The organism is Clostridium sp. HBUAS56017, assembly GCF_007115085.1.
Taxonomy (GTDB): domain Bacteria; phylum Bacillota; class Clostridia; order Clostridiales; family Clostridiaceae; genus Clostridium; species Clostridium cibarium.
The window spans coordinates 12,693-34,468 of sequence record NZ_SULK01000001.1; the positions used below are offsets into that span (position 1 = coordinate 12,693).

General features: G+C 29.0%; 36 protein-coding genes. All 36 read right to left on the reverse strand.

Features of this window, described 5'->3' with window-relative positions:
• Position 1: 1 nt before the first annotated feature.
• Positions 2–169: a hypothetical protein gene (locus tag FAY47_RS20730; protein WP_243129480.1), complete on the reverse strand. Its 168-nt coding sequence runs from the start codon at positions 167–169 to the stop codon at positions 2–4.
• Between the two features lie 85 nt (positions 170–254).
• The gene (locus tag FAY47_RS00050) at positions 255–686 is read right to left on the reverse strand and encodes a hypothetical protein (protein ID WP_143314194.1); all 432 of its coding nucleotides are present in this window, start codon (positions 684–686) and stop codon (positions 255–257) included.
• A 20-nt stretch (positions 687–706) separates the two neighbouring features.
• Positions 707–1,309: a hypothetical protein gene (locus FAY47_RS00055; protein WP_207706202.1), complete on the reverse strand. Its 603-nt coding sequence runs from the start codon at positions 1,307–1,309 to the stop codon at positions 707–709.
• Positions 1,310–1,329: 20 nt separating this feature from the next.
• Positions 1,330–1,665: a hypothetical protein gene (locus FAY47_RS00060; protein ID WP_143314196.1), complete on the reverse strand. Its 336-nt coding sequence runs from the start codon at positions 1,663–1,665 to the stop codon at positions 1,330–1,332.
• An 11-nt stretch (positions 1,666–1,676) separates the two neighbouring features.
• Positions 1,677–2,024, reverse strand: a complete 348-nt coding sequence (locus FAY47_RS00065; RefSeq protein ID WP_143314197.1) for a hypothetical protein — start codon at positions 2,022–2,024, stop codon at positions 1,677–1,679.
• Positions 2,021–2,389 (reverse strand): hypothetical protein, encoded by a 369-nt coding sequence (locus FAY47_RS00070; protein ID WP_143314199.1) that lies wholly within the window; start codon positions 2,387–2,389, stop codon positions 2,021–2,023. The genes FAY47_RS00065 and FAY47_RS00070 overlap by 4 nt, the downstream gene beginning before the upstream one ends.
• Complete coding sequence (locus FAY47_RS00075; protein WP_143314201.1) at positions 2,386–2,697, reverse strand: hypothetical protein; 312 nt, start codon at positions 2,695–2,697, stop codon at positions 2,386–2,388. Before FAY47_RS00075 ends, FAY47_RS00070 begins: the two co-directional genes overlap by 4 nt.
• A 44-nt stretch (positions 2,698–2,741) precedes the next feature.
• Positions 2,742–3,800 carry a major capsid protein gene (locus tag FAY47_RS00080; RefSeq protein WP_143314203.1) on the reverse strand — a complete coding sequence of 353 codons (1,059 nt, stop codon included), beginning with the start codon at positions 3,798–3,800 and terminating at the stop codon, positions 2,742–2,744.
• Between the two features lie 18 nt (positions 3,801–3,818).
• Positions 3,819–4,184, reverse strand: a complete 366-nt coding sequence (locus FAY47_RS00085) for a hypothetical protein (protein WP_143314205.1) — start codon at positions 4,182–4,184, stop codon at positions 3,819–3,821.
• 16 nt (positions 4,185–4,200) lie between these two features.
• On the reverse strand, positions 4,201–4,827 hold the full coding sequence (locus tag FAY47_RS00090; RefSeq protein WP_143314207.1) for a phage scaffolding protein: 627 nt from the start codon (positions 4,825–4,827) through the stop codon (positions 4,201–4,203).
• A gap of 486 nt (positions 4,828–5,313) precedes the next feature.
• Positions 5,314–5,511: a hypothetical protein gene (locus FAY47_RS00100; protein WP_143314209.1), complete on the reverse strand. Its 198-nt coding sequence runs from the start codon at positions 5,509–5,511 to the stop codon at positions 5,314–5,316.
• A 34-nt stretch (positions 5,512–5,545) separates the two neighbouring features.
• Complete coding sequence (locus FAY47_RS00105; RefSeq protein WP_143314211.1) at positions 5,546–5,791, reverse strand: hypothetical protein; 246 nt, start codon at positions 5,789–5,791, stop codon at positions 5,546–5,548.
• A gap of 50 nt (positions 5,792–5,841) precedes the next feature.
• Positions 5,842–6,105: a hypothetical protein gene (locus FAY47_RS00110; protein ID WP_143314213.1), complete on the reverse strand. Its 264-nt coding sequence runs from the start codon at positions 6,103–6,105 to the stop codon at positions 5,842–5,844.
• A gap of 9 nt (positions 6,106–6,114) precedes the next feature.
• Positions 6,115–7,083 (reverse strand): hypothetical protein, encoded by a 969-nt coding sequence (locus tag FAY47_RS00115; RefSeq protein WP_143314215.1) that lies wholly within the window; start codon positions 7,081–7,083, stop codon positions 6,115–6,117.
• Positions 7,076–8,671 carry a phage portal protein gene (locus FAY47_RS00120; RefSeq protein ID WP_143314217.1) on the reverse strand — a complete coding sequence of 532 codons (1,596 nt, stop codon included), beginning with the start codon at positions 8,669–8,671 and terminating at the stop codon, positions 7,076–7,078. The genes FAY47_RS00115 and FAY47_RS00120 overlap by 8 nt, the downstream gene beginning before the upstream one ends.
• The gene (locus FAY47_RS00125) at positions 8,671–10,023 is read right to left on the reverse strand and encodes a PBSX family phage terminase large subunit (protein WP_143314218.1); all 1,353 of its coding nucleotides are present in this window, start codon (positions 10,021–10,023) and stop codon (positions 8,671–8,673) included. The genes FAY47_RS00120 and FAY47_RS00125 overlap by 1 nt, the downstream gene beginning before the upstream one ends.
• A complete protein-coding gene (locus FAY47_RS00130; protein WP_143314220.1) occupies positions 10,016–10,981 on the reverse strand; it encodes a terminase small subunit in 966 nt (321 codons plus the stop codon). Before FAY47_RS00130 ends, FAY47_RS00125 begins: the two co-directional genes overlap by 8 nt.
• A 184-nt stretch (positions 10,982–11,165) precedes the next feature.
• Positions 11,166–12,026, reverse strand: coding sequence for a DUF2971 domain-containing protein (locus FAY47_RS00135; protein ID WP_185966658.1), 861 nt, complete (start codon positions 12,024–12,026; stop codon positions 11,166–11,168).
• A gap of 57 nt (positions 12,027–12,083) precedes the next feature.
• Positions 12,084–12,305 (reverse strand): hypothetical protein, encoded by a 222-nt coding sequence (locus FAY47_RS00140; RefSeq protein WP_143314224.1) that lies wholly within the window; start codon positions 12,303–12,305, stop codon positions 12,084–12,086.
• A 361-nt stretch (positions 12,306–12,666) separates the two neighbouring features.
• The gene (locus FAY47_RS00145; protein WP_143314226.1) at positions 12,667–13,476 is read right to left on the reverse strand and encodes a hypothetical protein; all 810 of its coding nucleotides are present in this window, start codon (positions 13,474–13,476) and stop codon (positions 12,667–12,669) included.
• 48 nt (positions 13,477–13,524) lie between these two features.
• On the reverse strand, positions 13,525–13,995 hold the full coding sequence (locus tag FAY47_RS00150) for a hypothetical protein (protein WP_143314228.1): 471 nt from the start codon (positions 13,993–13,995) through the stop codon (positions 13,525–13,527).
• Between the two features lie 189 nt (positions 13,996–14,184).
• Positions 14,185–15,012 carry a hypothetical protein gene (locus FAY47_RS00155; RefSeq protein WP_143314230.1) on the reverse strand — a complete coding sequence of 276 codons (828 nt, stop codon included), beginning with the start codon at positions 15,010–15,012 and terminating at the stop codon, positions 14,185–14,187.
• A gap of 135 nt (positions 15,013–15,147) precedes the next feature.
• Positions 15,148–15,312: a hypothetical protein gene (locus tag FAY47_RS20045; RefSeq protein WP_185966659.1), complete on the reverse strand. Its 165-nt coding sequence runs from the start codon at positions 15,310–15,312 to the stop codon at positions 15,148–15,150.
• Positions 15,313–15,489: 177 nt separating this feature from the next.
• Positions 15,490–16,329, reverse strand: a complete 840-nt coding sequence (locus FAY47_RS00160) for an SEC-C domain-containing protein (RefSeq protein WP_143314232.1) — start codon at positions 16,327–16,329, stop codon at positions 15,490–15,492.
• A gap of 80 nt (positions 16,330–16,409) precedes the next feature.
• A complete protein-coding gene (locus tag FAY47_RS00165; protein ID WP_143314233.1) occupies positions 16,410–16,754 on the reverse strand; it encodes a nucleoside triphosphate pyrophosphohydrolase family protein in 345 nt (114 codons plus the stop codon).
• Between the two features lie 11 nt (positions 16,755–16,765).
• On the reverse strand, positions 16,766–17,026 hold the full coding sequence (locus tag FAY47_RS00170; protein WP_207706203.1) for a hypothetical protein: 261 nt from the start codon (positions 17,024–17,026) through the stop codon (positions 16,766–16,768).
• 56 nt (positions 17,027–17,082) lie between these two features.
• Positions 17,083–17,304 (reverse strand): hypothetical protein, encoded by a 222-nt coding sequence (locus tag FAY47_RS00175; RefSeq protein WP_143314237.1) that lies wholly within the window; start codon positions 17,302–17,304, stop codon positions 17,083–17,085.
• 157 nt (positions 17,305–17,461) lie between these two features.
• Positions 17,462–17,686 (reverse strand): hypothetical protein, encoded by a 225-nt coding sequence (locus FAY47_RS00180; protein WP_243129481.1) that lies wholly within the window; start codon positions 17,684–17,686, stop codon positions 17,462–17,464.
• 25 nt (positions 17,687–17,711) lie between these two features.
• A complete protein-coding gene (locus tag FAY47_RS00185) occupies positions 17,712–18,689 on the reverse strand; it encodes a radical SAM protein (RefSeq protein WP_143314239.1) in 978 nt (325 codons plus the stop codon).
• Positions 18,689–18,883 carry a hypothetical protein gene (locus tag FAY47_RS00190; RefSeq protein ID WP_143314241.1) on the reverse strand — a complete coding sequence of 65 codons (195 nt, stop codon included), beginning with the start codon at positions 18,881–18,883 and terminating at the stop codon, positions 18,689–18,691. The genes FAY47_RS00185 and FAY47_RS00190 overlap by 1 nt, the downstream gene beginning before the upstream one ends.
• Positions 18,880–19,473, reverse strand: a complete 594-nt coding sequence (locus FAY47_RS00195; RefSeq protein ID WP_243129482.1) for a hypothetical protein — start codon at positions 19,471–19,473, stop codon at positions 18,880–18,882. The genes FAY47_RS00190 and FAY47_RS00195 overlap by 4 nt, the downstream gene beginning before the upstream one ends.
• 20 nt (positions 19,474–19,493) lie before the next feature.
• On the reverse strand, positions 19,494–19,850 hold the full coding sequence (locus FAY47_RS00200; RefSeq protein ID WP_143314243.1) for a CDC27 family protein: 357 nt from the start codon (positions 19,848–19,850) through the stop codon (positions 19,494–19,496).
• 44 nt (positions 19,851–19,894) lie between these two features.
• Entirely contained in the window at positions 19,895–20,503 is a 609-nt protein-coding gene (locus FAY47_RS00205) for an HNH endonuclease signature motif containing protein (RefSeq protein WP_143314245.1), read from the reverse strand.
• 3 nt (positions 20,504–20,506) lie between these two features.
• Complete coding sequence (locus FAY47_RS00210; protein WP_143314247.1) at positions 20,507–20,740, reverse strand: hypothetical protein; 234 nt, start codon at positions 20,738–20,740, stop codon at positions 20,507–20,509.
• Between the two features lie 131 nt (positions 20,741–20,871).
• Positions 20,872–21,237, reverse strand: a complete 366-nt coding sequence (locus FAY47_RS00215; RefSeq protein WP_143314249.1) for a hypothetical protein — start codon at positions 21,235–21,237, stop codon at positions 20,872–20,874.
• Positions 21,221–21,754, reverse strand: a complete 534-nt coding sequence (locus FAY47_RS00220; RefSeq protein ID WP_143314251.1) for a hypothetical protein — start codon at positions 21,752–21,754, stop codon at positions 21,221–21,223. Before FAY47_RS00220 ends, FAY47_RS00215 begins: the two co-directional genes overlap by 17 nt.
• Between the last annotated feature and the right edge of the window lie 22 nt (positions 21,755–21,776).

The window sequence follows — 21,776 nt, forward strand, 5'->3', positions numbered from 1 at the left end:
TCTATTTCACCCCTTTATTAAATTTCTCTAAATTCTTCTTCATTTGATTAAATAGCTCCATATTGTTCTTAGGCTTCTGAATTTTCTTATCTATCCAATTAGGTTCTTTAATCCATTTCTCAGCTACATATCTTTTACCATTCTCTTCAACAATTTCTGTAGTCCTCATAGATAAAATAAACTCACAAGCTTCATCAAAACAAAAAGCGAGATAAGGGTCATTAGTAATCCCTAAAATCTCGCTTGGTCTTTTATTATACTTTTTGCTTATTTTCAGTATCCTCATTACTTGCGTAGAGTTTACGAAAGTTATTTAGTGCGGTCACCCCGAACTGAGAGAATTGCCATATTTCAATTAATTGAGTATCTGTTAAACTAACTCCTGCCTTTTCTAATTCATCATAAGATGGTTCTACTAGTGCAGACTTTGCAACTATCTTATATATCTCTGCATTGTTAGCAATATTATTATCATTTTTCCCAGGTTGATTACTACCATAAAAAAGCGTATATGCTGTATTTAAAAGTTGATTAGGAATTTGCTTTCCTGCTGCTAAACTTAATAGAGAAGGTCTTTTTAATCTAACTACAAAAGGTTCTTTTCTGTAGAACCCTTGTAGTGGCACTATCTCTCCCTCTGCAATTTTCTTTATATCATCTAAACTTGTAACTTTAAATTCGTTCATACTATCGTCCTTTCACTTCTTTATTTAGCTGTACTTGATGTATTGGTTGTACTTGCTGTATAAGTTGGTAATTTTTCTATAAAGTCAAGTGCATAAGGTGCTTCTCCCTTTTTAGGTCTACTCACTATTTTGTATTGTGGTGCCATAAACTCGCCATCCTTAAAATTAAAATCTACAGGTTTCCCCTTACACACTGGGAAAGAGAATTTTGAATATCCAAGTATTTCTCCATCAGTACCTTTTTCTTCGCAATATATGTTTGTAGTAAATAAAGTTCTTTTAACTACTTCACCTAATACAGGTGGCCTATAACCAGTTATTTTTGTTGTATCAACTGTGTCATAAACTAATTTTCCTCCATCAACAACACAAAGTACATCTGGTAACATTATTAAATCCTTTAATGTTATATCAGATCCATACTGAATATCTTCAGTTCTATTTGTTGCTACAATCCTGTTTTTACTTCTTAATATTGTTTCAGCACCTTCGCTTGTTGTTGCCGAATAAGTACCTTCATCTGCTGTATCAAAATACATTGTCCTTGATGTTGTTTCAATTGTTATAATTTCAACTCTTGCTATATTTACCAGTGGTTTTTCTTTCATTTCTACATTTGCCATATCTTAATCGCTCCTAACTTCTATAATCTTTTATGATTCTCATACATTATTGAAAATGTATAAGCCTTTTTCTCAGAATCAGGTACAATCCCTGTTTCATTTCCCGTATATCTTAAATCCTTAAATTCTTTCATGAGATCTTTTACTTGTTTTTTATATCTATTGCATTCTAAGTAATCTGAAATTGGTACAAAAAAAAGAAGGTCAATTAACCCTCTTCCAACTTTTCCAGTATTGCTATTTATGCCATCATCTTTTATTACAACATAATTTTCTTTACATTCACCTTCATATTGACCTGGAAAATAAACATTAATTCCATTATCATAAAGATAGTCAAATAATTTTTTATCCATACTAACCCAAATCACTTTCCTAAAAACTTAGTCCAACCATTAAGTACAATATTCATATTTTTATTAATTGTCGGCCAAAGAATGGCCCACTTCTTTTCATTGCAAAATTCTAAGTATTTAAATTGCGGTGTATTCCCCCGTATTTCTATTTTAGTAATTGTTAAAGTACTGCTAACTTCCCCGTCAATAGTATTTCTAGATAATCCTGTTCTATCTGTCCATGGAGCATTATCTTTAGCCTCTTGTATTAATTTAGTTTTAGCACTTTCAGCAAATAATCTGCTACCTATTTCCGCCTTTTGCTCCATATTTGCAAATTTTTCTGTTAATTGAGATATGTCTATTTTTATACCACTCATAGTTTAACCTCTAATTGCATATCGAAACAAATTTCATTCATATTCCCCAAAGATTTAACAATAAAACTTTCACCTAGTATTTTTATAATATCCCCTTTTTTTACTTTAACCGATTCTTCATTCCAATCAACTAAAAATCTTATAGTTTCATTATCTGTATTTACTCCACCATTATCAATTGTTATATTAACTTGACTTCTATTCTTACCATTTAAATACTTGATACCAGTTAAAGTACACACAGAAATATCATTAATCTTCTTATGATACTTATCTTCCCCTGATCTAGTAACCAATGCAGTGTAAGGAATGCCCTCTTCTATTGCTTTTTTGACCTTTTCCCTAAGCTCTTCTTTGTCTATCATATATCATCCATCCTATTCATTCTGCACTTATAACCATTTGTTGTTGATCCATTACTGGAACTAGTTCTAGAAGCTATTGCTGAATATTGTGTTGATAAATTAGTCCAATAATCTGCTCCTGGCCCTTTAATTGTTATAGGTCCTACAGTTATCTCTTTGTCATTATCAGCTTTCATTACACATAGTGAAGATGCAGTAAGATAAACATTATTGTTATTAGCAGCTAGCAAAGTTGTTAACTCTTCATCTGAAAAATAAGGATATTTCTTTTCTTGCAATAGTATTTTTAATAAATTTAAATCGTTCATGATACCACCTTCTAAAAATATAAATAGAGTGGAATAAATCCACTCTAATATACCTTGGCTAAAAATACTTCATTTGCTCTATCAAAGCTAGGTAATACAATTTGTGATACTTTTGTATCAACAGTTACTGGGTCTTCATTTACCATTGTTGTAATTGCAACACCAGTTTTAACTACTGATGTATCTAATTTAGTAGAACCAAATGATTTATCATATTCCTCTGGTGTAACTGAATACATGGTTTTCCCTAATGTTCCAGTTGGAATAAATGATACTTTACCGTCTTCATAATAGTCAGTATCTTCACCAGTTTCATTTATGAATTGTCCATTAACAAACCCTACTTCTATACCAAATCTATTTTTTAGATAAATAATAAATTCTGATTGAGTAATAATTAAACTATCTGTAGCATTAGCTGCAATATATCGATTTGCCATATCTGCCTTAATAGCTTTATTTATACATACTGTTGAATTGAATGTAATTTCAGTCATAACTAATCTTGTTGGCTTAGTTTTTCCTTCATCAACAAATACTTTTTGCCATCTTAAAATGTCTCCAATTATATCTGCGGTTTCAACATTCCATTTCTTAGTAGCATCAGTAATTGTTTCTTTATGCTTTTTTGATACTCCATAATCTAGAACTACATTACCATCAGCTGTAGTAATGTTTACTTTACCATTCTGAATAACTTGCGCTCTCATTCTTCTTGATTGAACCAATGCACCATTAACAAGATCTGCATAATTATTAAAAACCTTCTTCATTAGAAACTCAATTAAATTTTGATTTCCTGATTGTTGAGCTTGTATTATATCTCTTCTTTGTTTTTCATTAATACCTATAGATTCTTTGAAGAATGGCATTTCATACTTTTCTAAGTTAATTTCCGCATTTAGAGCTCTCTTTTTTGCAGCAACATCAAATGTTGAAATTCTTAGAGCCTTAACTCTACCATCAGCACCTTTTGCTTGCTCTAATTCCATTGACAATTGCTTATCATCTGGGAACAGTGCTGCATCTAAAGTTGTTTCTTCTGGTAACTTTTCAATATATAAAGCTATATCCTTACTGTTTAAAAAATCTTTTAATTCCATGTATTTATCTCCTCCTTATTAATCTAAAAATTTAATCATATTTAAGGCTGTTTGATCAACATCTGCTACATCATATCCTGAATACTTTTTAATCATTGCCTTTGATAAACATCCATGAATACATACCGCTAATATTTCAGTTCCATTAGAGTTATTAAAATCTACGTCATTAACTAAAACACCATATGCATTCGATTTACCTTCAACAACTGCTGCAACTGAACCATCCTTAGCAATTAATGTACCTGTAGGCAATATACCATTAACCAGCTTTTTTTCTACTACACTTTTATCTACATTAATATTCACATTCCACTCTAATCCATTAGCTATTGCTTCAATTATCTTTTGTTGTGTTCCAACTGTATAAGAACTTTGTTTCATTCTTTATTCCTCCTAATTATTTAAAGAATCCATCTAACTTCTCTGAATTTTTCATTTCTGAAATCTTTTCATCTGCTAGTTTTTCTCCAAATGATTTCTTTTCTCCACCATTACCTTTATCATTACTATGGTCATTTAATATAAAGTCAGGAGAACCTGCTACTTCCTTTTCAAATAGGAATTCATTTTCTTTTTGGATTGTTTCCATCTGCTCTTTAAGGCCTATTATTGAGTCCCCATCAACTTTTAGCTTTTCATCATCTATTAAAGCTTTAACAAGCTTAGTATTTTTACATTTGTATGCCCCTAACGCTTTCTCAATAGCATTGTTCATAGTTATTTCAGTTATCTTAGCTTCATACTCTTTATCTTTTTTTGTATTATCAGCTTCTAACTCCTCAACTTTCTCTTTTAAGCCTGTTGCATCTTTAAACTCTTCCTTTAAGTCTTTAATTTGAGTATTTCTTTCGCCAACTTGCTTTTTATATTCCTTAGCCTGTTCATTTACTTGATTAAAACGCTCCTTAGGAATATAAGCCCCATTAGAAATATCCTCTAAATCTTTTTCTTTAAATTCCTTTTTCTTATCTTCAGGAAGCTGCTTATACAATTCTTCCCCTATTATTTCCTTTATATTTGCCATTATTATCATCCTTTCATATCTCTAAATTCCGTTATTTTAGCGAGTTACGACCTCGTTATCTAGAGTACTATTAAGTTCTTTACCGTCTGCTTCATAGTAAAAAAAGACGAAAAGAAAAAGCCTTATTTCTAAGACTTAAATTCTTTCTAATGATTTAGTTTTTATAAAAGTGTTATATAGTTTTTCAAATTGAAGTGCAAAAAAATCAACCATTTCCTCATTCCTTGCCCACTTGCTTTCATTATTTAATCCACTTTCATATATAAAAGCGTGAATTAATTCATGTCTTAATATTCTCTTGTGTTCTATTTCTGATTCTTCTTCATTACAAGTTTCTAAAGTTTTTCTTATAACTATTTCCTTTACTAATGGATTCGTATAACCATTAAGGCCATCTAAATATTTATCTTCAGATTCTTCTTTGTAAAATATTTTATATTCAGTTCCTAATACATTAGCTTTAATATTATTACCCCCAATTATCTCTTATTTATAATTTTTTAATCCACTTATAACCCCAATTAATTCATTATATACTGGATTATCCTTTAGTTCTTTTCCATCTTCATCTTTATAAGTTGAATTTTCAATTTGATCTATTAAGTTTGCTAATCCATTTAACAAATTATTTACTGGTTCAATATCCTTTAATGCTACATTTACTACATATCCGTTTTCGTTCAAATATAATTTCCTCCTAAATTCCAATTAATTAAATCTACAACTCTAATTGTGACTTAGTGCTTAACAATATAGGTGGATGAGTTACACCCATACAAACAAAATATATTTTTCCTGTTTTCATAACTAATTCAAGTTCCTTTTCTGATAATTGCCAGCAACTTTCTACTGCTTTGCTCCCATCTCCATAATTCAATCTTGTTATTGGTAAATCTATTACATCATTACTACCTTTTGGGGCCTTTAGAATTGAATTAGTGTTTTCTGTTTTAACTGGTTTCATGAACTTCCTCCTAAATAAAAATAAGCCTATTATTTATAGACTTATAAAACTTAACCATGATTTAATTTTTGAATATGATCTTTTCTCTCCATTAACAACTTATCCGATTTAATAAGCATCCCTTTATTCCTAAACTCCTCTACTTGCCTTAACATTACCCTTGATTTAGTGTCAAATAAGCTAACTAAATACTTATGTCCACAATGAGGACAAATAAAATACCATTCAGTAATCATTGCCCCTAGATATTTCTCTTTTATTGATTCATTATTAAAATCAAATGTCTTTTTGCACTTATCACATTTAATAATCATACTTGCCTCCTATGCTCCCCTTAGCCAATTATCAAGTAACTTATTACTAGAACCATTTACCCAGTCATGTAACTCGCTACCTATATTATCTAAACTCTTTGATAACACAGCATATTGATGGCATAAACATTGTGGATGTGGTACTGGGACTTTATCTTTAGGAAAATTACCTACACCAACTCCATACCTATTCTGTTCAGTATATTCATCACATACATCTTTACCAAATCGTTTTACTTGTCTTTCATAATGCTCTGGCGATAATCCCCAATGTATTACATTAACAAAAGGGTTTTTCTTTGCATTGCTAATTGTTTGATTAAAGAATGTATGATTTATTGAAGTCCTAAGTAATCTTTGAGCATTAAAATCAACTTTACCACTAGCACTAGGATAAATCTTTTCCCATTTAAAATCTTTTTTAGCTGATGGTTTTACATAGCTATCTAAATCCTTGCATATAGATTTAAAATCCTTTTGTTCTGCCATTCCTTTAGCAATAATATAATTAATATCACCTTTATTCTTATCTGAATACCTCCAAATAGATTTTGATATTCCTGCATTGTTTTTATAAAACTTACCACTAATCATTTTTAGAATAACATCTTGATTAACACCATATATTCCTTTGATATATTTCTTATCTATATCCAATTCATACTTATTATTTATATAAGACAAAAAATCTCCCTCTACTGAACTTGCTATCTCTGCACTAGCTTTGATACCATCCTTAGTAAGCTTTGTTAGATCCTCATTTAAGTTCATGTATCTAAAGCTAATATAATTATTAAAGTCCCTTAGCCATGCCTTCGTAAATCCACCTCTAGCAGTACGTAATTTCTTATTAATGTCTACTGCTATCTCCTCATACAACCTTAGCAATAACCTTGCATTACCATTAGCTAAGTTTATCTTTTCTTTTTGAGCTTCTTCCATGAGTCTTTTATATAGATCATTTCTATTACTACTCATTTAATCCCTCTTCATTAACCTTACTAATATTATCTTTAGTATGCTCATTACTATTAGTATACTGACTTACCCCTAGTGATATATCACTCTTAGTTGCTGCTTCTTCAACAATTTCTTGATATGCTTTTTCTGCATCTTCTTCCTTTGTTATATCCCTTATATATGATTTAACACTTCTTACTCCAGTTGCCACCTCATCCATAGCTAAGGTCTTAGTATCTGTTTCATCTTCTGGAATTGGGTAATTGTGTTTAAATGAAATAGTACACTTTCCTATTAAGTTTGCAAATTGGCTATCCCAACCATCTAGCTTCATTTGTGGAGAAATATCTACAATATACTCTATAAGTTCTAATAAATAAGGCTCCCAATCTGTCCACTTCTCTTCACATCTAGCAACTAAATCATTATAAAGGTACTTCATAGCCTTACCACTTGGTATATTAGTTAAATCTTTAATGTCTGGCATATCAAGCATAAATTTCATATCAGTTTCAAGTGTTTTTAATCTATTCTCTACTGCTTCACCACAACTTAAACTGTATTCTTGTCTTTCTATTTTAGCTTGCTTGCTATCTTTTATTTCATCCCTAGTCTTTATTGCGTGAAGTGCTCCTGGTGCTAACATTAATTTATTTACTGATTCTTCACTGCCATCAACTACTGCTACAGAACCAAACATTTGAAACTTTTGAGCATCTGCATAATCTGATACTTTATGATTATATTCATTTTGTGAATCTATTAAATCTTCTAAATCACTTTCACCATATTGGCTATTAAGTTCTGGACTATTTTTTATAACCCAACAAGGTAATTTATTATTATCAAAGCCTAACTCATAGTTATTCTTTTTATAATCCACTTCCTCTTCTTCTATAGGTTCACTCAGATTGTCTCCCCTATATGTCAGCTTTGAAAATGAAGCCTTGTATTGTAATTCATTACCTTGTTCTCCTTCAATCTCTTTGTAATAATACTTGTAAATATAATATAATTTTTTAGTATCATCTATTTTAGTAGCGTTTCCTAAATCTTCAGAGAAATATTTTATTTCTGTTACAACTCCATCAACTTCTTTATATGAAACATTATCTATTGAATCATATCTAACCTTTAAATACTTTGTATTAGGATTAGCTGCAATTCTTACTGCAACTCTTTTTTTTATTGTTGATTCTAAAAAAGCTTGCCTTGTTTCTTTCCAAAACTTAGCGTTAAGGATGTTTTCAAGATATTTCCGTAAATCTTCACATAACTTCTTTGCATTATCATCTGAGTTATCTGCATTAATTGTTATATCTGGTGGTTTACCAAACATCCATCTTGATTGTTTCTTAAGAAGTGGTTTAGCTTTATTAATAATGCATTGTGTTGGTGTATAACCTAGATCATCATTGACCTTCCAATTCTGTCCAAACAAAACTAAATCATTATTTAACTTAGCAAGTTCTAAATCAGTACTCTTACCTTTATAAAAATTATAAAGATATAATGACTTTACTCTTTCTTTTATTTCTCCATCACTTAGCTGCAATAATTGTTTCTTTATGGTATTATTTGCACCTTCATTTTCTTTTTCAAACATTAGAATACTGTGCCTCCTCTCCTTCTATATGGATCTTTAGTTTTAATAACACCTTTACCTTGACTTGTAACCTCTTCACTATATTTTTTATCTATATCAAATCTTAGAATTGTATAAATAAAATACCGCATAGCATCCATACAGTGATCATTTTCTTTAAGTACTTCTTCTATCCCTTTGCTTGCCTTTTTGTCATCCCACACATACGATGCAAATTCCTTTAACGTTTCTTTACAAACATCATTAACATAAAACAAACCAAGACTTAATGCACTGGCTACTGTTCTTATACCATCTAATACATCATTCTTGGCTTTTAAAATATTCTTAAATCCATCTTTTCTTAATTGAGTAATAAAACTTGCTGCACTTGGATCCACTATAATTCTTATCGGAATAATATCTCCTAAAAACTTTTTTAAATCCTTAGAATACTCAGCATCTGTTTTCTGTAAGCTCTTATCTCTACCACTATAGTAATATTCTCTTGCTATATACCACTTGCCCTTAAATAGGCCCCAGAGTAGAAATACTGTTGCATTTTGCGTACCATAATCAATGCTTACATAATATTTTTCATAACTTCTATTCTCTGTTTTTACCTTATGAAAATCCTCATTAAACATATCATAAATTACGCCCTCAGCTAAGCACCACAGACCTAATATATATCGTTTATAGAATATACCTGAATACATCTTCTTATATCTTTCTTTAACCTTCTCACTTAGAGATAGATTATCATCCATAGTAAAATGTAAATGTAATATATTCTTTTCTTCTATTTGGTCTAAATAGTCAACTTTAAACCAGTGATATGGTCCATCTGGATTACAGTTAAACCACATTTTTGCACCTTCAACTGAACATCTTGCTGTAGCTTGATTTACAAAAGATTTAGGCATTAATGCAACTTCATCAAATAGAACTCCTGCTAATGTAATACCTTGAATTAAGTCTTGAGAACCTTCATCTTTACCACCAAACAAATAAAAATCATTACTTATACCATTCTTAGAAATAGATAAATAATTTTCATTTGATGACCTATGGTCTTTTACTTTATATCCTCTGCCTTTTAGCATTTTCTTAAGTGGTTTAACTACATTTCTTCTTAATGAACCTATTGTCTTACCACATAAAGCAAAATTCTCTCCATCAAATGTTGCATTGGCCCACATTACAAAACTTAAAGACATTACAACTGTTTTTCCTGCTCTTACTGAACCATCTGCAATTATTATATCTCTATCATTAACTGGTGATGCCTCTGTCCACCATGTTAGAACTTTTGTTTGTTTATTAGAAAATGGTTTAAACTTAAAAACTTTCTCCTTTTTCTTTTTACTCATCTTTCCATACCTCAGCGGCTTTACCATTTAAAGCTTCTAAGAATCCATCATCTTCAATTTCAGGTCCATCATCACCTATAATTCTATTAGTTTCTGCCTTAAGTTTCTCATTCTCAAGTTTCATCTTTTCTATAGCTAATTTATTCTTAGTATCATCATCCAATACATTGTAATGTTTCATTAAGAACTCCATAGCTCTCATTTTATCTAATAATTTAAATTTAATACCATCTTTGCCTTGTGAAACTTCACTAATTAGCGTTGTATCAACCATGGTACTTTCATTTAAATCTATGTAATTATATTCAATCTCTTTTTGTTCTCCAGTTTCGGGGTCAATAACTGGTACATCGTTCCCATTTTCATCTTTACCCCATATTTTCTTGTACTTCTTACCAAACTTTATATATTCTTTCATATCGCTAAGTGCTATATCAATATATTTTTGCAATATAACATTCTTATCAAGTAAACTTTCACTTAGTTGCCCTTGCTTAAGAAATTGAATTTGTTCTCTAACCTTATCGTTTCTTAGCAATCTGCTCCCATTAACCATAGCTGACTCATAAGTACAAGTATAAGCTTTTAAATATGCTTTTGTTGCATTGAAACACTGTACGTAAGCAACACAAAAAATTCTTTGCCTTTCAGTTAGTTCTTCATTTTGTAATACTTCTTTTACATCTTCAGGAATTGGTTTAAGTTCAACTGGCTTAGATTTTTTGTTACCATTACTTTTTGTTTTAGTTTTTTTAGTAACGTTACTTTTACTTGTTACTTTATCATTAGTAACATTACCATTTAAAACATCCTCCCACTTATCTTGATTCTTCCACTTTCTTATTTGTGTATCTGACACGCCTAGCTCACTTGCTATATCTTTTAATACTATATCTCCATTAGCATCTAAATACATTTGCTTAGCTTTATCTCTAGCTGGGCTTCGTACCCTTGGCATATCACCTCACCTCATCTTAAAGTATTTATCCTAATATGTACCAACTATTCTTAGTCCTTTTTATTCTCGCTCCTTTGTCTTGGAGTTCCATTGCTTTACTCTTTGTTACCTTTTTCATAACTTCCATTCAACTCCTCCATATGTTTTTTATATTTATATATAATAAAAGCACCTCTTCAGGTGCTTAAATTGTTAATTTGAATTCATACTTATGTAATTTAAATTCTACTATATCTATATTTTTATGTTGCCCTATTTCTTTAATAAGTTGTTTATCTTCATTCGATATCCTTACTCCCATATATATTTTATTAGGCTTAACTTTTAATCTTATCCCCTTAAATGGTCTTTCCCAATATTCTCTGTGTAACAATTTATCGCTATGCTCATTACCTGGAGATATTATTCTCCATTCTTTTTCATAACACCACTCAGTTGATTTGGTTGCTATTTGTTTAATTATTCCAATGCCGGCATCTGGTACAAAATCAGCTGCACTCACCATATCATTGCTATATATAACAGGAAATAATGAATTTGTTTCTTCTTCTATTTTCTTTACTTCATATTCAACACAAATCCCTGTATGTTCATTTGCATAATGACTCCATAATAGTAGTAAATCCTTTTCTTCACATAGAGACCCAATTGTACATTTCTTTCTTCCATCTGATACAAGTTTTTTCAAAATTTCTCTATGTTCATCTATTTCACTTTTTTTCTCAATTTTTGATTTTTCAATTATAGCTTTCTTTTCTTCAATAGATATATTTTTAAAATAATTTCTAGATCTCTCTTTCAATTCTATATCTAACTCTATTATTTTTTCATTCGTTAAATTTATAGAATACTCAAATGGATCATTAAGTGAATCAACTGGCGCACACCATATATATTCTCTTACTAATGAATCTATACTAAAATTGTTTATTGGTAAGTATTTATATAGATATTTAGGAATCTCATAATTACTTCTGTCAAAAGATTTGTTTTCAGATTGGCTAACTTTATCTTCTAGATATTTTATTTTATCTTCATTATTCACAAGTCCCCCCCCCTTTAACAATATAATTCTATATTTGAGTTAAAATTCCTTTGTTCATCACTTAATTTCTCTAATAGCACCATTCTTCCTTTTGTATGACCTAGCTTGCATACAATCTTTCAAATTATCTGTTTCCTTAAGTCTTTTAAGCTTTTTACAACCACAATGACTACAGCTTAAATACTTACCTTGATTTAATGTATTATTAACTTCTTCTGTCAATAGAATCACTTCTTTATTACATCCTATGCATTTGTAAGAACTGTAGATCTTATCCATTGTGTTCACCTTCTTTAAATAATATAAGAATACCAGTAGAAACACTAACAATATAATGTGTAGCGGGGGCTTTCACATCCTTTCATTGTTAATTTGTAGACTACTGGTATTTATTAAATTAGTAACTGATATGAATACATTTTATTTTTAGTTGATTTCACTCAAGTTACTAAACTTAACCTACAAAAAAAGAGACACTTTATTTCTAAAGCATCTCTTTTTAATTACAAGGGGGACATATATTTGAATCCAACTACCACATAATTATAGTAACATTATATTATCTTTGTTTGTTCCCTCATTGTTCCTTTTATATTACCTTATTGTTCCTTACCTGCTATTATCTAAATTGAAATAAATGCTATTTTTTCTTAATTTCTTTAACCTCACTTTTCTTAATATATCTTTCAGTTCCATTTTCAAATAACAAATAATATTCATCATACTCCAAATAGCATCTACAAATTATATTTTCTTTACTAGTACATAGAATATACATTTGTAATTTATCTATTACTTTGCAAATTTCTTTTAAACTATTTAAAATTATAAATGCTGTAATTGTAAAAAATAGCGCAAAACCCACTAACAAAATCATTTTCATATCATCATCACCTAGGTTATTCTCTAAAAAATAAGAACTATTCTTCACAACTAATTTTACTTTTTGGTCTAATAAAGCCCAAATTAAATATATACCTCCACTAGTTGTAATACTTGAAGCAATAACTCCTAAAGTAATAATTTTTTTAGTTATCCGTTTAACTTTATGACACAGTCCTTTTTCTAGTTTCAAGATAAATAAATTACTGACACTACTCCAAGCAAATATAGGTGCACATATTGAAAAGAAAAAAGCAATAACTATAGCTATTCCTACAAAATTTCCATAGTTTATTTCTCCAATTTGTATATTAGCACTCACCCAATGCCAGTCACTATTAGCAATAGATGTAATAATTAAAGTTCCTGCAACAAATAAATATATAAAAACTATTATATAAGCTATCCACTCAACTATTATTTCAAATATAGTTTGCTTTCCTGGAACATTCTTATATCTTTTTCTAATACTTTTCATAAAAAAATCATTAACTGTTTTTATAAAAAAACCGACAACTGTTCCTATTGCAGTTAATGTCAATAAAAAATTTCTAATCTGCTCTAACATAATTCCCCCATCAAGTTTCTAATCATATGCAAAAATAATGAACTCTAATTATTCTATTTTATTTAAGCTATTTTTAATTTCTATTGATTTTATAGGTATATCAACAAATTCTATAGTTTCAACTCTTTTAATATTTTTTGCAATTACCCCAGATTTTATATCTTTTATTACCTCTAAATACATTTTATAAAACCGATAATTCTTAATTGTTTCATTTACCATAATATACATTGCAAAAACTTCCGTAATACAAGTACATACACCTAAAATAATATTTCTCTGAGTAATCACAATATTAATAATTGGGGTTAAGAATATTAATATCAACGACAATAATGACAACTTATCAATATCATTACTAAGATCAATTAATTTGTATTCTAATAACTTTTTATCTTCTAAATTTCTATTAAAATAATTTAAAGCAATTATTTCTATCTTATTTTTAAAACTTTTTCCTTTAGTTTCTTTCCTTAAATCATTAAGTTGTTTTTTGTATTTTTTTCTTTCACCTTCCAATTAATTTCCCTCCTATTTATATATTTCGAGGAAAATCAAAGAAACTTTACATTATACTTCCACACCGAAATATGTATCGAGAATACTATTTATTTAATATTCACACTAATTTTCCATCACTGTCTAGACTTCACTATCCATTTTTATTACATAATAAAAGAGCCCTATTTCTAGAGTTCTTTTTTATTTTTAAGATTTTAATACTTTTGGTAATGTCTCTCCAATATAAAACGTTTTATAAGCTTTTCCAGTAGAGCCAATCATTTTTAATTCCTGTTCAAATTCTTGCCCTACTATGTTACTGTATTTTATTTTTATATAAATATACATATCTCCATCAACATCTAGCAGATTTTTATTTACATCTAAATTTACTCTTATGTATTTACTCTCCTTTGGAGGAATTATAGATTGATTGTAATTGTACTCTTTATATCCAATTTCCTCCTTAGTTCCTTTTCTTAATTCTGGGTCAAGTAAATAACTTTCCCTGTTTTCATTCGGAAATGAGCTCAATAAACTTATGGCATTGTAATAAGCTCTAATATCATATTTGCTTAACTTAGCATATTGGGAAGAAATATTTTCAATCACAAAATTTAATTTTAATATTTTATTTCCGTTTTCTTTAACATACTCCTTCACTGAATCATTATCTGTAACTTCTTCTGGTATATCTCCTGTCATATCTATGCTTGGAACTACTGGATTCAAACCACTTATACGACTTATTACAAAAACAGGCATATTGTTAAATGCCATTTTCATATTCTCAGTTTTCTTATTATCTCTTTGAATTTTATTTGTTTGATATACTGTTAACATCACAGCTACAAGAGTACCAATACACCCTATAGCACCACCAGCTAAACTGCTGCTTAACGATACGGTTTGATCCCCATTCAATACTTTGGTATAAAATAGTATTGTAGGTATTCCTCCTCCTATTATCCCTATAATTAAAATACTTATTGCTCCAATTCTAATATATTTAGGTTCTTTATTTTTATTTTCCATACTTCATTCCCCCTTATAACTGCAATTCTACAAATATTTATAAATTCCTTCAAGAAAACACCTAACAACTTGCTTGGTGTTACTTTAAATATAAAAAGACACTTACCTAAGTAAGTGCCTTTAAAACTCTTGATTTTAATACTCACAATGGTCTTCTCCATCATAATGATCATATGGTATATAAGAAGATTCTAATCGCTTATTGCAATCACTACAAACATCCCAACTACCAAAACCTTTTGAATCCTCGGCATTATATACTGATGAAGACTTCTTGCATTCACAATATTCTGATTCCATAATTATTTACACCTCCCTTTCTCATAATCAATTATAAACCACTAAAAGTTAATTATATAAAAAATGCATCTACTATTTACTACTAGATGCATTCTATTATTATACAGTATATCTAATGCTAATTTATCCTTCTATAATCCCTATTTTCTCCCTGTATTTTATTATTCATTTCTATAATCAGTCTATTTCGAAATTAATCTTACCAAAACCATTTTCAAACCATAATTGTATTGCTTTTGTATTATAAAAATAGTTTCTTATCCATCGTATTTTAAATAATTCTCCATATACCCCCAAAGATATATTATAAACACATTTTTCCATAATATCATTAATTGACCCGATATATCTATTTTCTGTTTTACCTGGCATACATTTCTTTGGACTACTAAATACTATATGTTTTCTACATGTAAATGGACGTATATTATAAATTAAACATTCATTATTTTTATCTAAAAACATACATTTTATTTCTTTTTCGTAATACTCATACCGTAAATTATCATTTATAATAGACTCCTTAAATCTTGGAACTTCTTTGATATTTTTTGCATTATATAGTTCTATTTTTTTTATAATTTCATTGTTAAAATTTTTTCTTACATATCTTCTTATTAATTCAGCCTCAATTGGAGTACATTCGGCAATTATATTACAACAAGTTCCTGAGCAACCTTTTTCACAACTAGCATATTGTGATTGCAATTCAAACTTTTCATCAAATAACTTATACAATTTCTCCAATATATCTAATCCTTGCCTAATTGTTATACCATTTTGCAAATTATAACTATTTGTTATATGACTCTTAGAAAATTTCTCTATCTCTTCTATAGATTTTTTTGTTTTATCCTTATCTAGTAATACTGGTACATCCTTGTAATTATAACCAATAAAATCATATAAAGGTTCACAACATTCCTTATATTTTTTATTACTACCACATGGACATTTTTCTTCATTAGAAAAAGCAATTTTTTTTATACTATTATGCCCCATTATCTCCATTTTCATGAAATCACCTCCAAATATCTACATAAATCTATTTTCGTAATATTTATGGTTTACTTTAACATTATTGTAAAAACTCATCTTTAACTTTCTCTATAAATACTTTTTTCTTTATCAAACCCTTGTGGGTATCTCTTCAATAGTTTGTCTACATTTATTTCTAAAACATCTGACATATCTATATTGTAAAGTGTAACTAGATTAACTAAATAAAACATTATGTCTCCAAGTTCCTCTTTTAAATGCTTCTTATCTAATTCATGTCCATGGAATAAATGTTTTTTAAGTATATCAGTTACCTCTCCAGCTTCTCCTTCTAATCCAAATATCATATTACATATTTGTAATGTTTTAAATACATCATACTGTGGTTCATACTCTTTAGGCATTGTCCTTATTGATTTTTCTTGATATTCTTTTATTTTCATTTTTATCTCCTTTAATCTGTATCTATTCCTATCTTCCATTGACTTAATACACATATATCTGAATTTAATAATTGCTCTTGAATTACTCTAATGACTTTTCTTGATTCTTTTAATTCTTCTAGCCACTCTATTAATTCTAAACATTGATTTCTCAATTCTTCAGTTTCGAAATTTTCGTCTTGTAATTTATTTTCTAGATATTCAATCTTTTCATCTAAGGGCATTGATACATCCTTAAACTCTTCTACTTTCCCAAAATAAAAATACCGCATATTCTTTATTTGAATAATACGGTATTTAAAATATTTTTTATTATTTTTGAATAATTCTATAGTATTACTGCCTTTCCAGTGAACTTCTCATCTGAAATTATAATAACATTCTTATCATTCACTTTTAACTTTACGAATAGAGTTTCTCCTTCTTGATTATATACTCCAACTATCGGAATATTGCCTAAATCATGTTTTAAAGTAATTCTATAATACTCACCTTTTTTTTGTGGTTCAATCCACTCATTTTCCTTGAATTCTTTTATAATTCTTTCCATTCTATAATCCCCCCATCATTTAATTTAATTAATCATCACACAAAGAAATTATATCATATTATCTACATAATATACATTATTTAACATAATTTATATATAAAATACCGTATTATTCAATTTTCAAAGATCAATTTAACTTCTATTTCTATATATTTAATTATTTTATTAATTTGAGTTTATTTCTTTTTGACTCTGCATAACAATTTGCAATTCTAAAGTTATTACATTCGAACTTCACATTTTTGCTTAGTGTATCATCATCCATACCATAGTAATAACATTCGTCACAATTAAAACACGCTGTATCTAGTACATTATTAAAAAAGCTCTCGACATAATTATTTACACACTTATTACATAAGCATTTATTGCAAATTTCCATATATCACTCCTATTTCTCTATATTTTTAAAACATACTAATTTGAAAATATTCTACTTGTGATTTTATCCAAGGCTCATACTCTTCCCAAGTACAACTTTTATATATCCTTCCATTAACCCACCTTGCAAAATGTTTTAACCTAACATCTTTTAGTTGGTTATAAATCATTACATAAGGGTCCACTTTTAACTCTCTTAGTGTTCTGAACCTATGCATATCTTCTTCAAAGCTTGTATTAAATCCAACTAACATAAAACACATATGTCTATAAGGTTTAATGTATTTGCTTAAAATCTTAATTCCTTCAATTACACTTTTCTCAAATGTCATTAGGTCCCAAGCATAATGCAAACTTCTTAAATGTTTAGCTTCACTCATTGCTTTTGCTATATCATCAGTCATAAGCCTTATGTCACAACCTTGGTTAATATCTACTATTAATTTTCTGTCTCTTATTTCATGCAACTTATCAATACAGTTTGGATCTGCTGTAATATTGTTATCATGAAGAATTAAAATGTTGCTCTTGGGATTAATTAAATCCTTTATTTCTGCTATTTGCCTGAACTTGCCCTCTTTCTTAGGTACAAAGCAAAATCCACATTCCCTAACACAACCACGACTAGTAAATCCTATTCCGGCATTAACTATCTCTGTAGCTTTTTCTAATTTACGTTGCTTAGTCATTATTCCTCGCATACGTGATACAATCATTTCTGCTGAATATAGTTCATAATCCGGTTTGCTATATTCAATTTGATCATCAAGTACCTTGTGAATATCCCAACCAGTACCACCTATTTCAATCCTATCTCCATATTGTTCTTGTAATTTTAAGCAAATGTCTTTACTTCTAGTAAAAATAGCACTAGCAAAAATCTTTTCATAGCTTTTATTAGGTTGTACGAATTCAACTTCTTCTCCTAAACTTTTGTAATAGCCGCTTATTTTCATAAGTGCTAAATTAGGAATTTTGCTATCTACATCAATTAATCCTATCATTAGTAACTCACCTTCCTGCAACTCTCTTTTAATTGACCATAGAACATATTATCTAAGTAAATAATATAATTCTTCTCTTGCTCCATATAAACCTCAAATTCTGCATCTTTCTTAAATTTAGGATTAAGGCTTGTATTATCTTTTATAAATACTACTCTAGCCTTATCCCAAAAACTCAATTGTCTTTTAATCATTTAACTTCAATTGTTTCATCTTTTTCAACAGTGTAACAAGTAGGAAATAGATTATGCTTCTTATGCCAATTATAAAATACTTCATTTAGTTCTTCTTCTAATTCCTTTCCTTGCTCTTCAGTAACATCATCTAAATAAGTTTCTGATACTTCACCAACTTCATCATATAATTGCTCTCCAGCACTTTCTATTATTGTATCAGCCCAAATTGTTGGTACTGTACAACATTCTTTTTTACCAATTCTAAAAGATTTTAATCCTTGTTTCTTAGCTGCTTCCATTCCTTTTTCTATAGCTTCTTCTCTGCTATTACAATCTATATCCGAACTCCATGTTTCATAATCATCTTCTGTTAGCTCAACTATCCATTCTTCTTCTTTTTCTATACTTTTCTTTATCTCTTCATACTCCTCTTTTAGGTTATTGAAATCTGGTATATATTCACCATTTGAAGCTGCATACTCTTTTTGAGTTCCATTCCAACAATGTTCACACATCATTGCTGTTCTATCTGCTAAAAATGGTGATGGTCTTAAAATCTGATTTTTTTCACTACAATAACCACAAGTTCCTAATTTATAAATATTCATTTATTTAACCTCCTCCTTACCTACAAACATGTTTCTATAAGCTTAATAGCTTTTTCACACTCTTTGTCTTTATTATCTAAAGACCATGCAATATTAAAATTTAAATATGCATTTTTAGAATTGTTAAGCATTGAATAACAATAACCCAAGTTGAAATAGACTTTACTGTCTTGATACCCTAAGTCCAAAGCACATTTAAGTAGCTTTAATGCATTAGGATACTCTTTTAACTTAATGCAACAAACTCCAGCGTTATAAAATGATTTAGTTACATGATCTTTTTCTTTTATAGCTTCTTTATATAAAGCTAATGCTTCTACATACTTTTTTTCTCCATAGGTAACATTTGCCTTATTGAAATAATTTGCATCACTCATCTATTAGAACATTCTCCTTTTCCATCTTTTATTTTTCATTAGCTCTACCTAGCTTTCTTTCTTTGACTTATTTTTTGATATATGTCTGCTATAATTACTCCTGTTCTTGTTAACTCAGAATCATTTTTTATTAGCTTATTTCTATTTAATATTAATAATTGCTGCCTTGACACTAATAAAAGATTATTAATATTTATATTAGCCTTATCACTATCAGCAAATACTAATGCATAGCCTTTTGGCAATGGACCATTTTCTCTTTCCCAAATTACAATATGTTTTAGCCTCCACTTATTTGGTTCCGTAATTTTTATTTCAACATATCCATCTTTTGTTATTCGTTCTGATCCAACTTCTCTATGATTTATTGGAGTATTGCCTTTTTTGAACCATGTCTTTTTACTTCCTTCATAAATAACACCTTTTATTCCCTTATTGTCTGGAACATGGCCTTTATCGAATCTCCCGGAAAATCCAGTATTTAATTTATATCGTCCTATAGCTCCTTTAATTTGGCTCACTGTCAAATTAATCTCAAATTTTTCATTAACTAATTTCTGAATTTCTTTATAATGCCTTCCTGGTGTTATTTGAGCTAAATATTCTTTTTCTTCAGCACTCCATATATGAAGCACCTTATTTCTACTATCCATAATCTAGTCCTCTAACATCTTAGGAATAGTTACATTACTTCTCCCTAGCGTTACCGCTTGGAGCTTTTTAGCATTTAAAACAGTATTTGCATTATCAATTATTGTAGCTGCAACATCTGTTACTGCTTTAGCTCTTAATATTTCATCTTTTAATTCTTCCCCAGTTAATTCTTCATCCCCTAATCGCTCTAATTGAGCAAACAGATGATTATTTAAATCTCCTAATTTATTTCTCATATTACTTTTCACCTTCCTTGAAAATGATATTTATATGAGAATAGGACTTTAGAAAGCTACTGAGTTTTATTCCTATTCTCATAGTTACATAAAACTTTTGAATTGAATCTATTCAAATTTATAATCTTACACTACTGTTCACTAAAAACACTGTATAATATTTTTATAGTTTCCCTCAAAGCATTAATATCTTTTGCTTGCTTATTATTGGTTTCTATAATTTCTCTCATATATGCTTGATTTTCTTTTAACTGAAGTTCCTTTCTTTCAAGTAAATCAGCACTCTTTTTATTCCTCTCTATGAAACTTCTAATTATTTGATTTTTTTGTTCCAACTCTTCATTTACTTCATCAATCTTACTTTCATAAGTTTTCATCTTATGTTCAAGTTCCATATTTTCAACTTTTAAATCTCTAAAAATCTTTTGTACTTCTTCCATTGGACTACTCTTAACATTAGTTTTAGATTGGCAACAACAATTACACTTCTCTTTCATAGATATCCTCCTCCATCCATTTTCCTAATTTCTCTATTATGCTATTTTTTAAGTTATAGTAAGGGTTCTTAGTAATATGAAGCTTAGCAAGCATGTCTTTAAGTTGTAAGTTTGAACCATATTTATATTTAACAAATTTAAATTCTAACTCATTTAATCTTTCTAGTTTTGTACTTATACTAATAGTAGATCTCCTAAGCTTCATCAACTTCATTTCTTTTTTAGTCATTTTATGCCTAATACTTTTTTGCTCTTTTAAAAACAATCCTGCCATTGCTATCATTTGGCTTTCAGCTTGACTTGAACCATTAGGACTTGTCTGAACTCTTTCATCATTTCCTATTGCTTTTAAATCAGTTGATAATGATGGATATTGATTAGTCTTTAAAATTTCTTCGATACGTTTATCCTGGCTTTTTAAAACTTCTATCTCTTTTTCTAAAGCGTCTATCTCCTGTAAGTTCTCATAATAAACATACAGTTTTTTCTCAATTCTTCCGTATGAGACTTTTTCCAAGCTCATCCCTCCTTGTTACTTA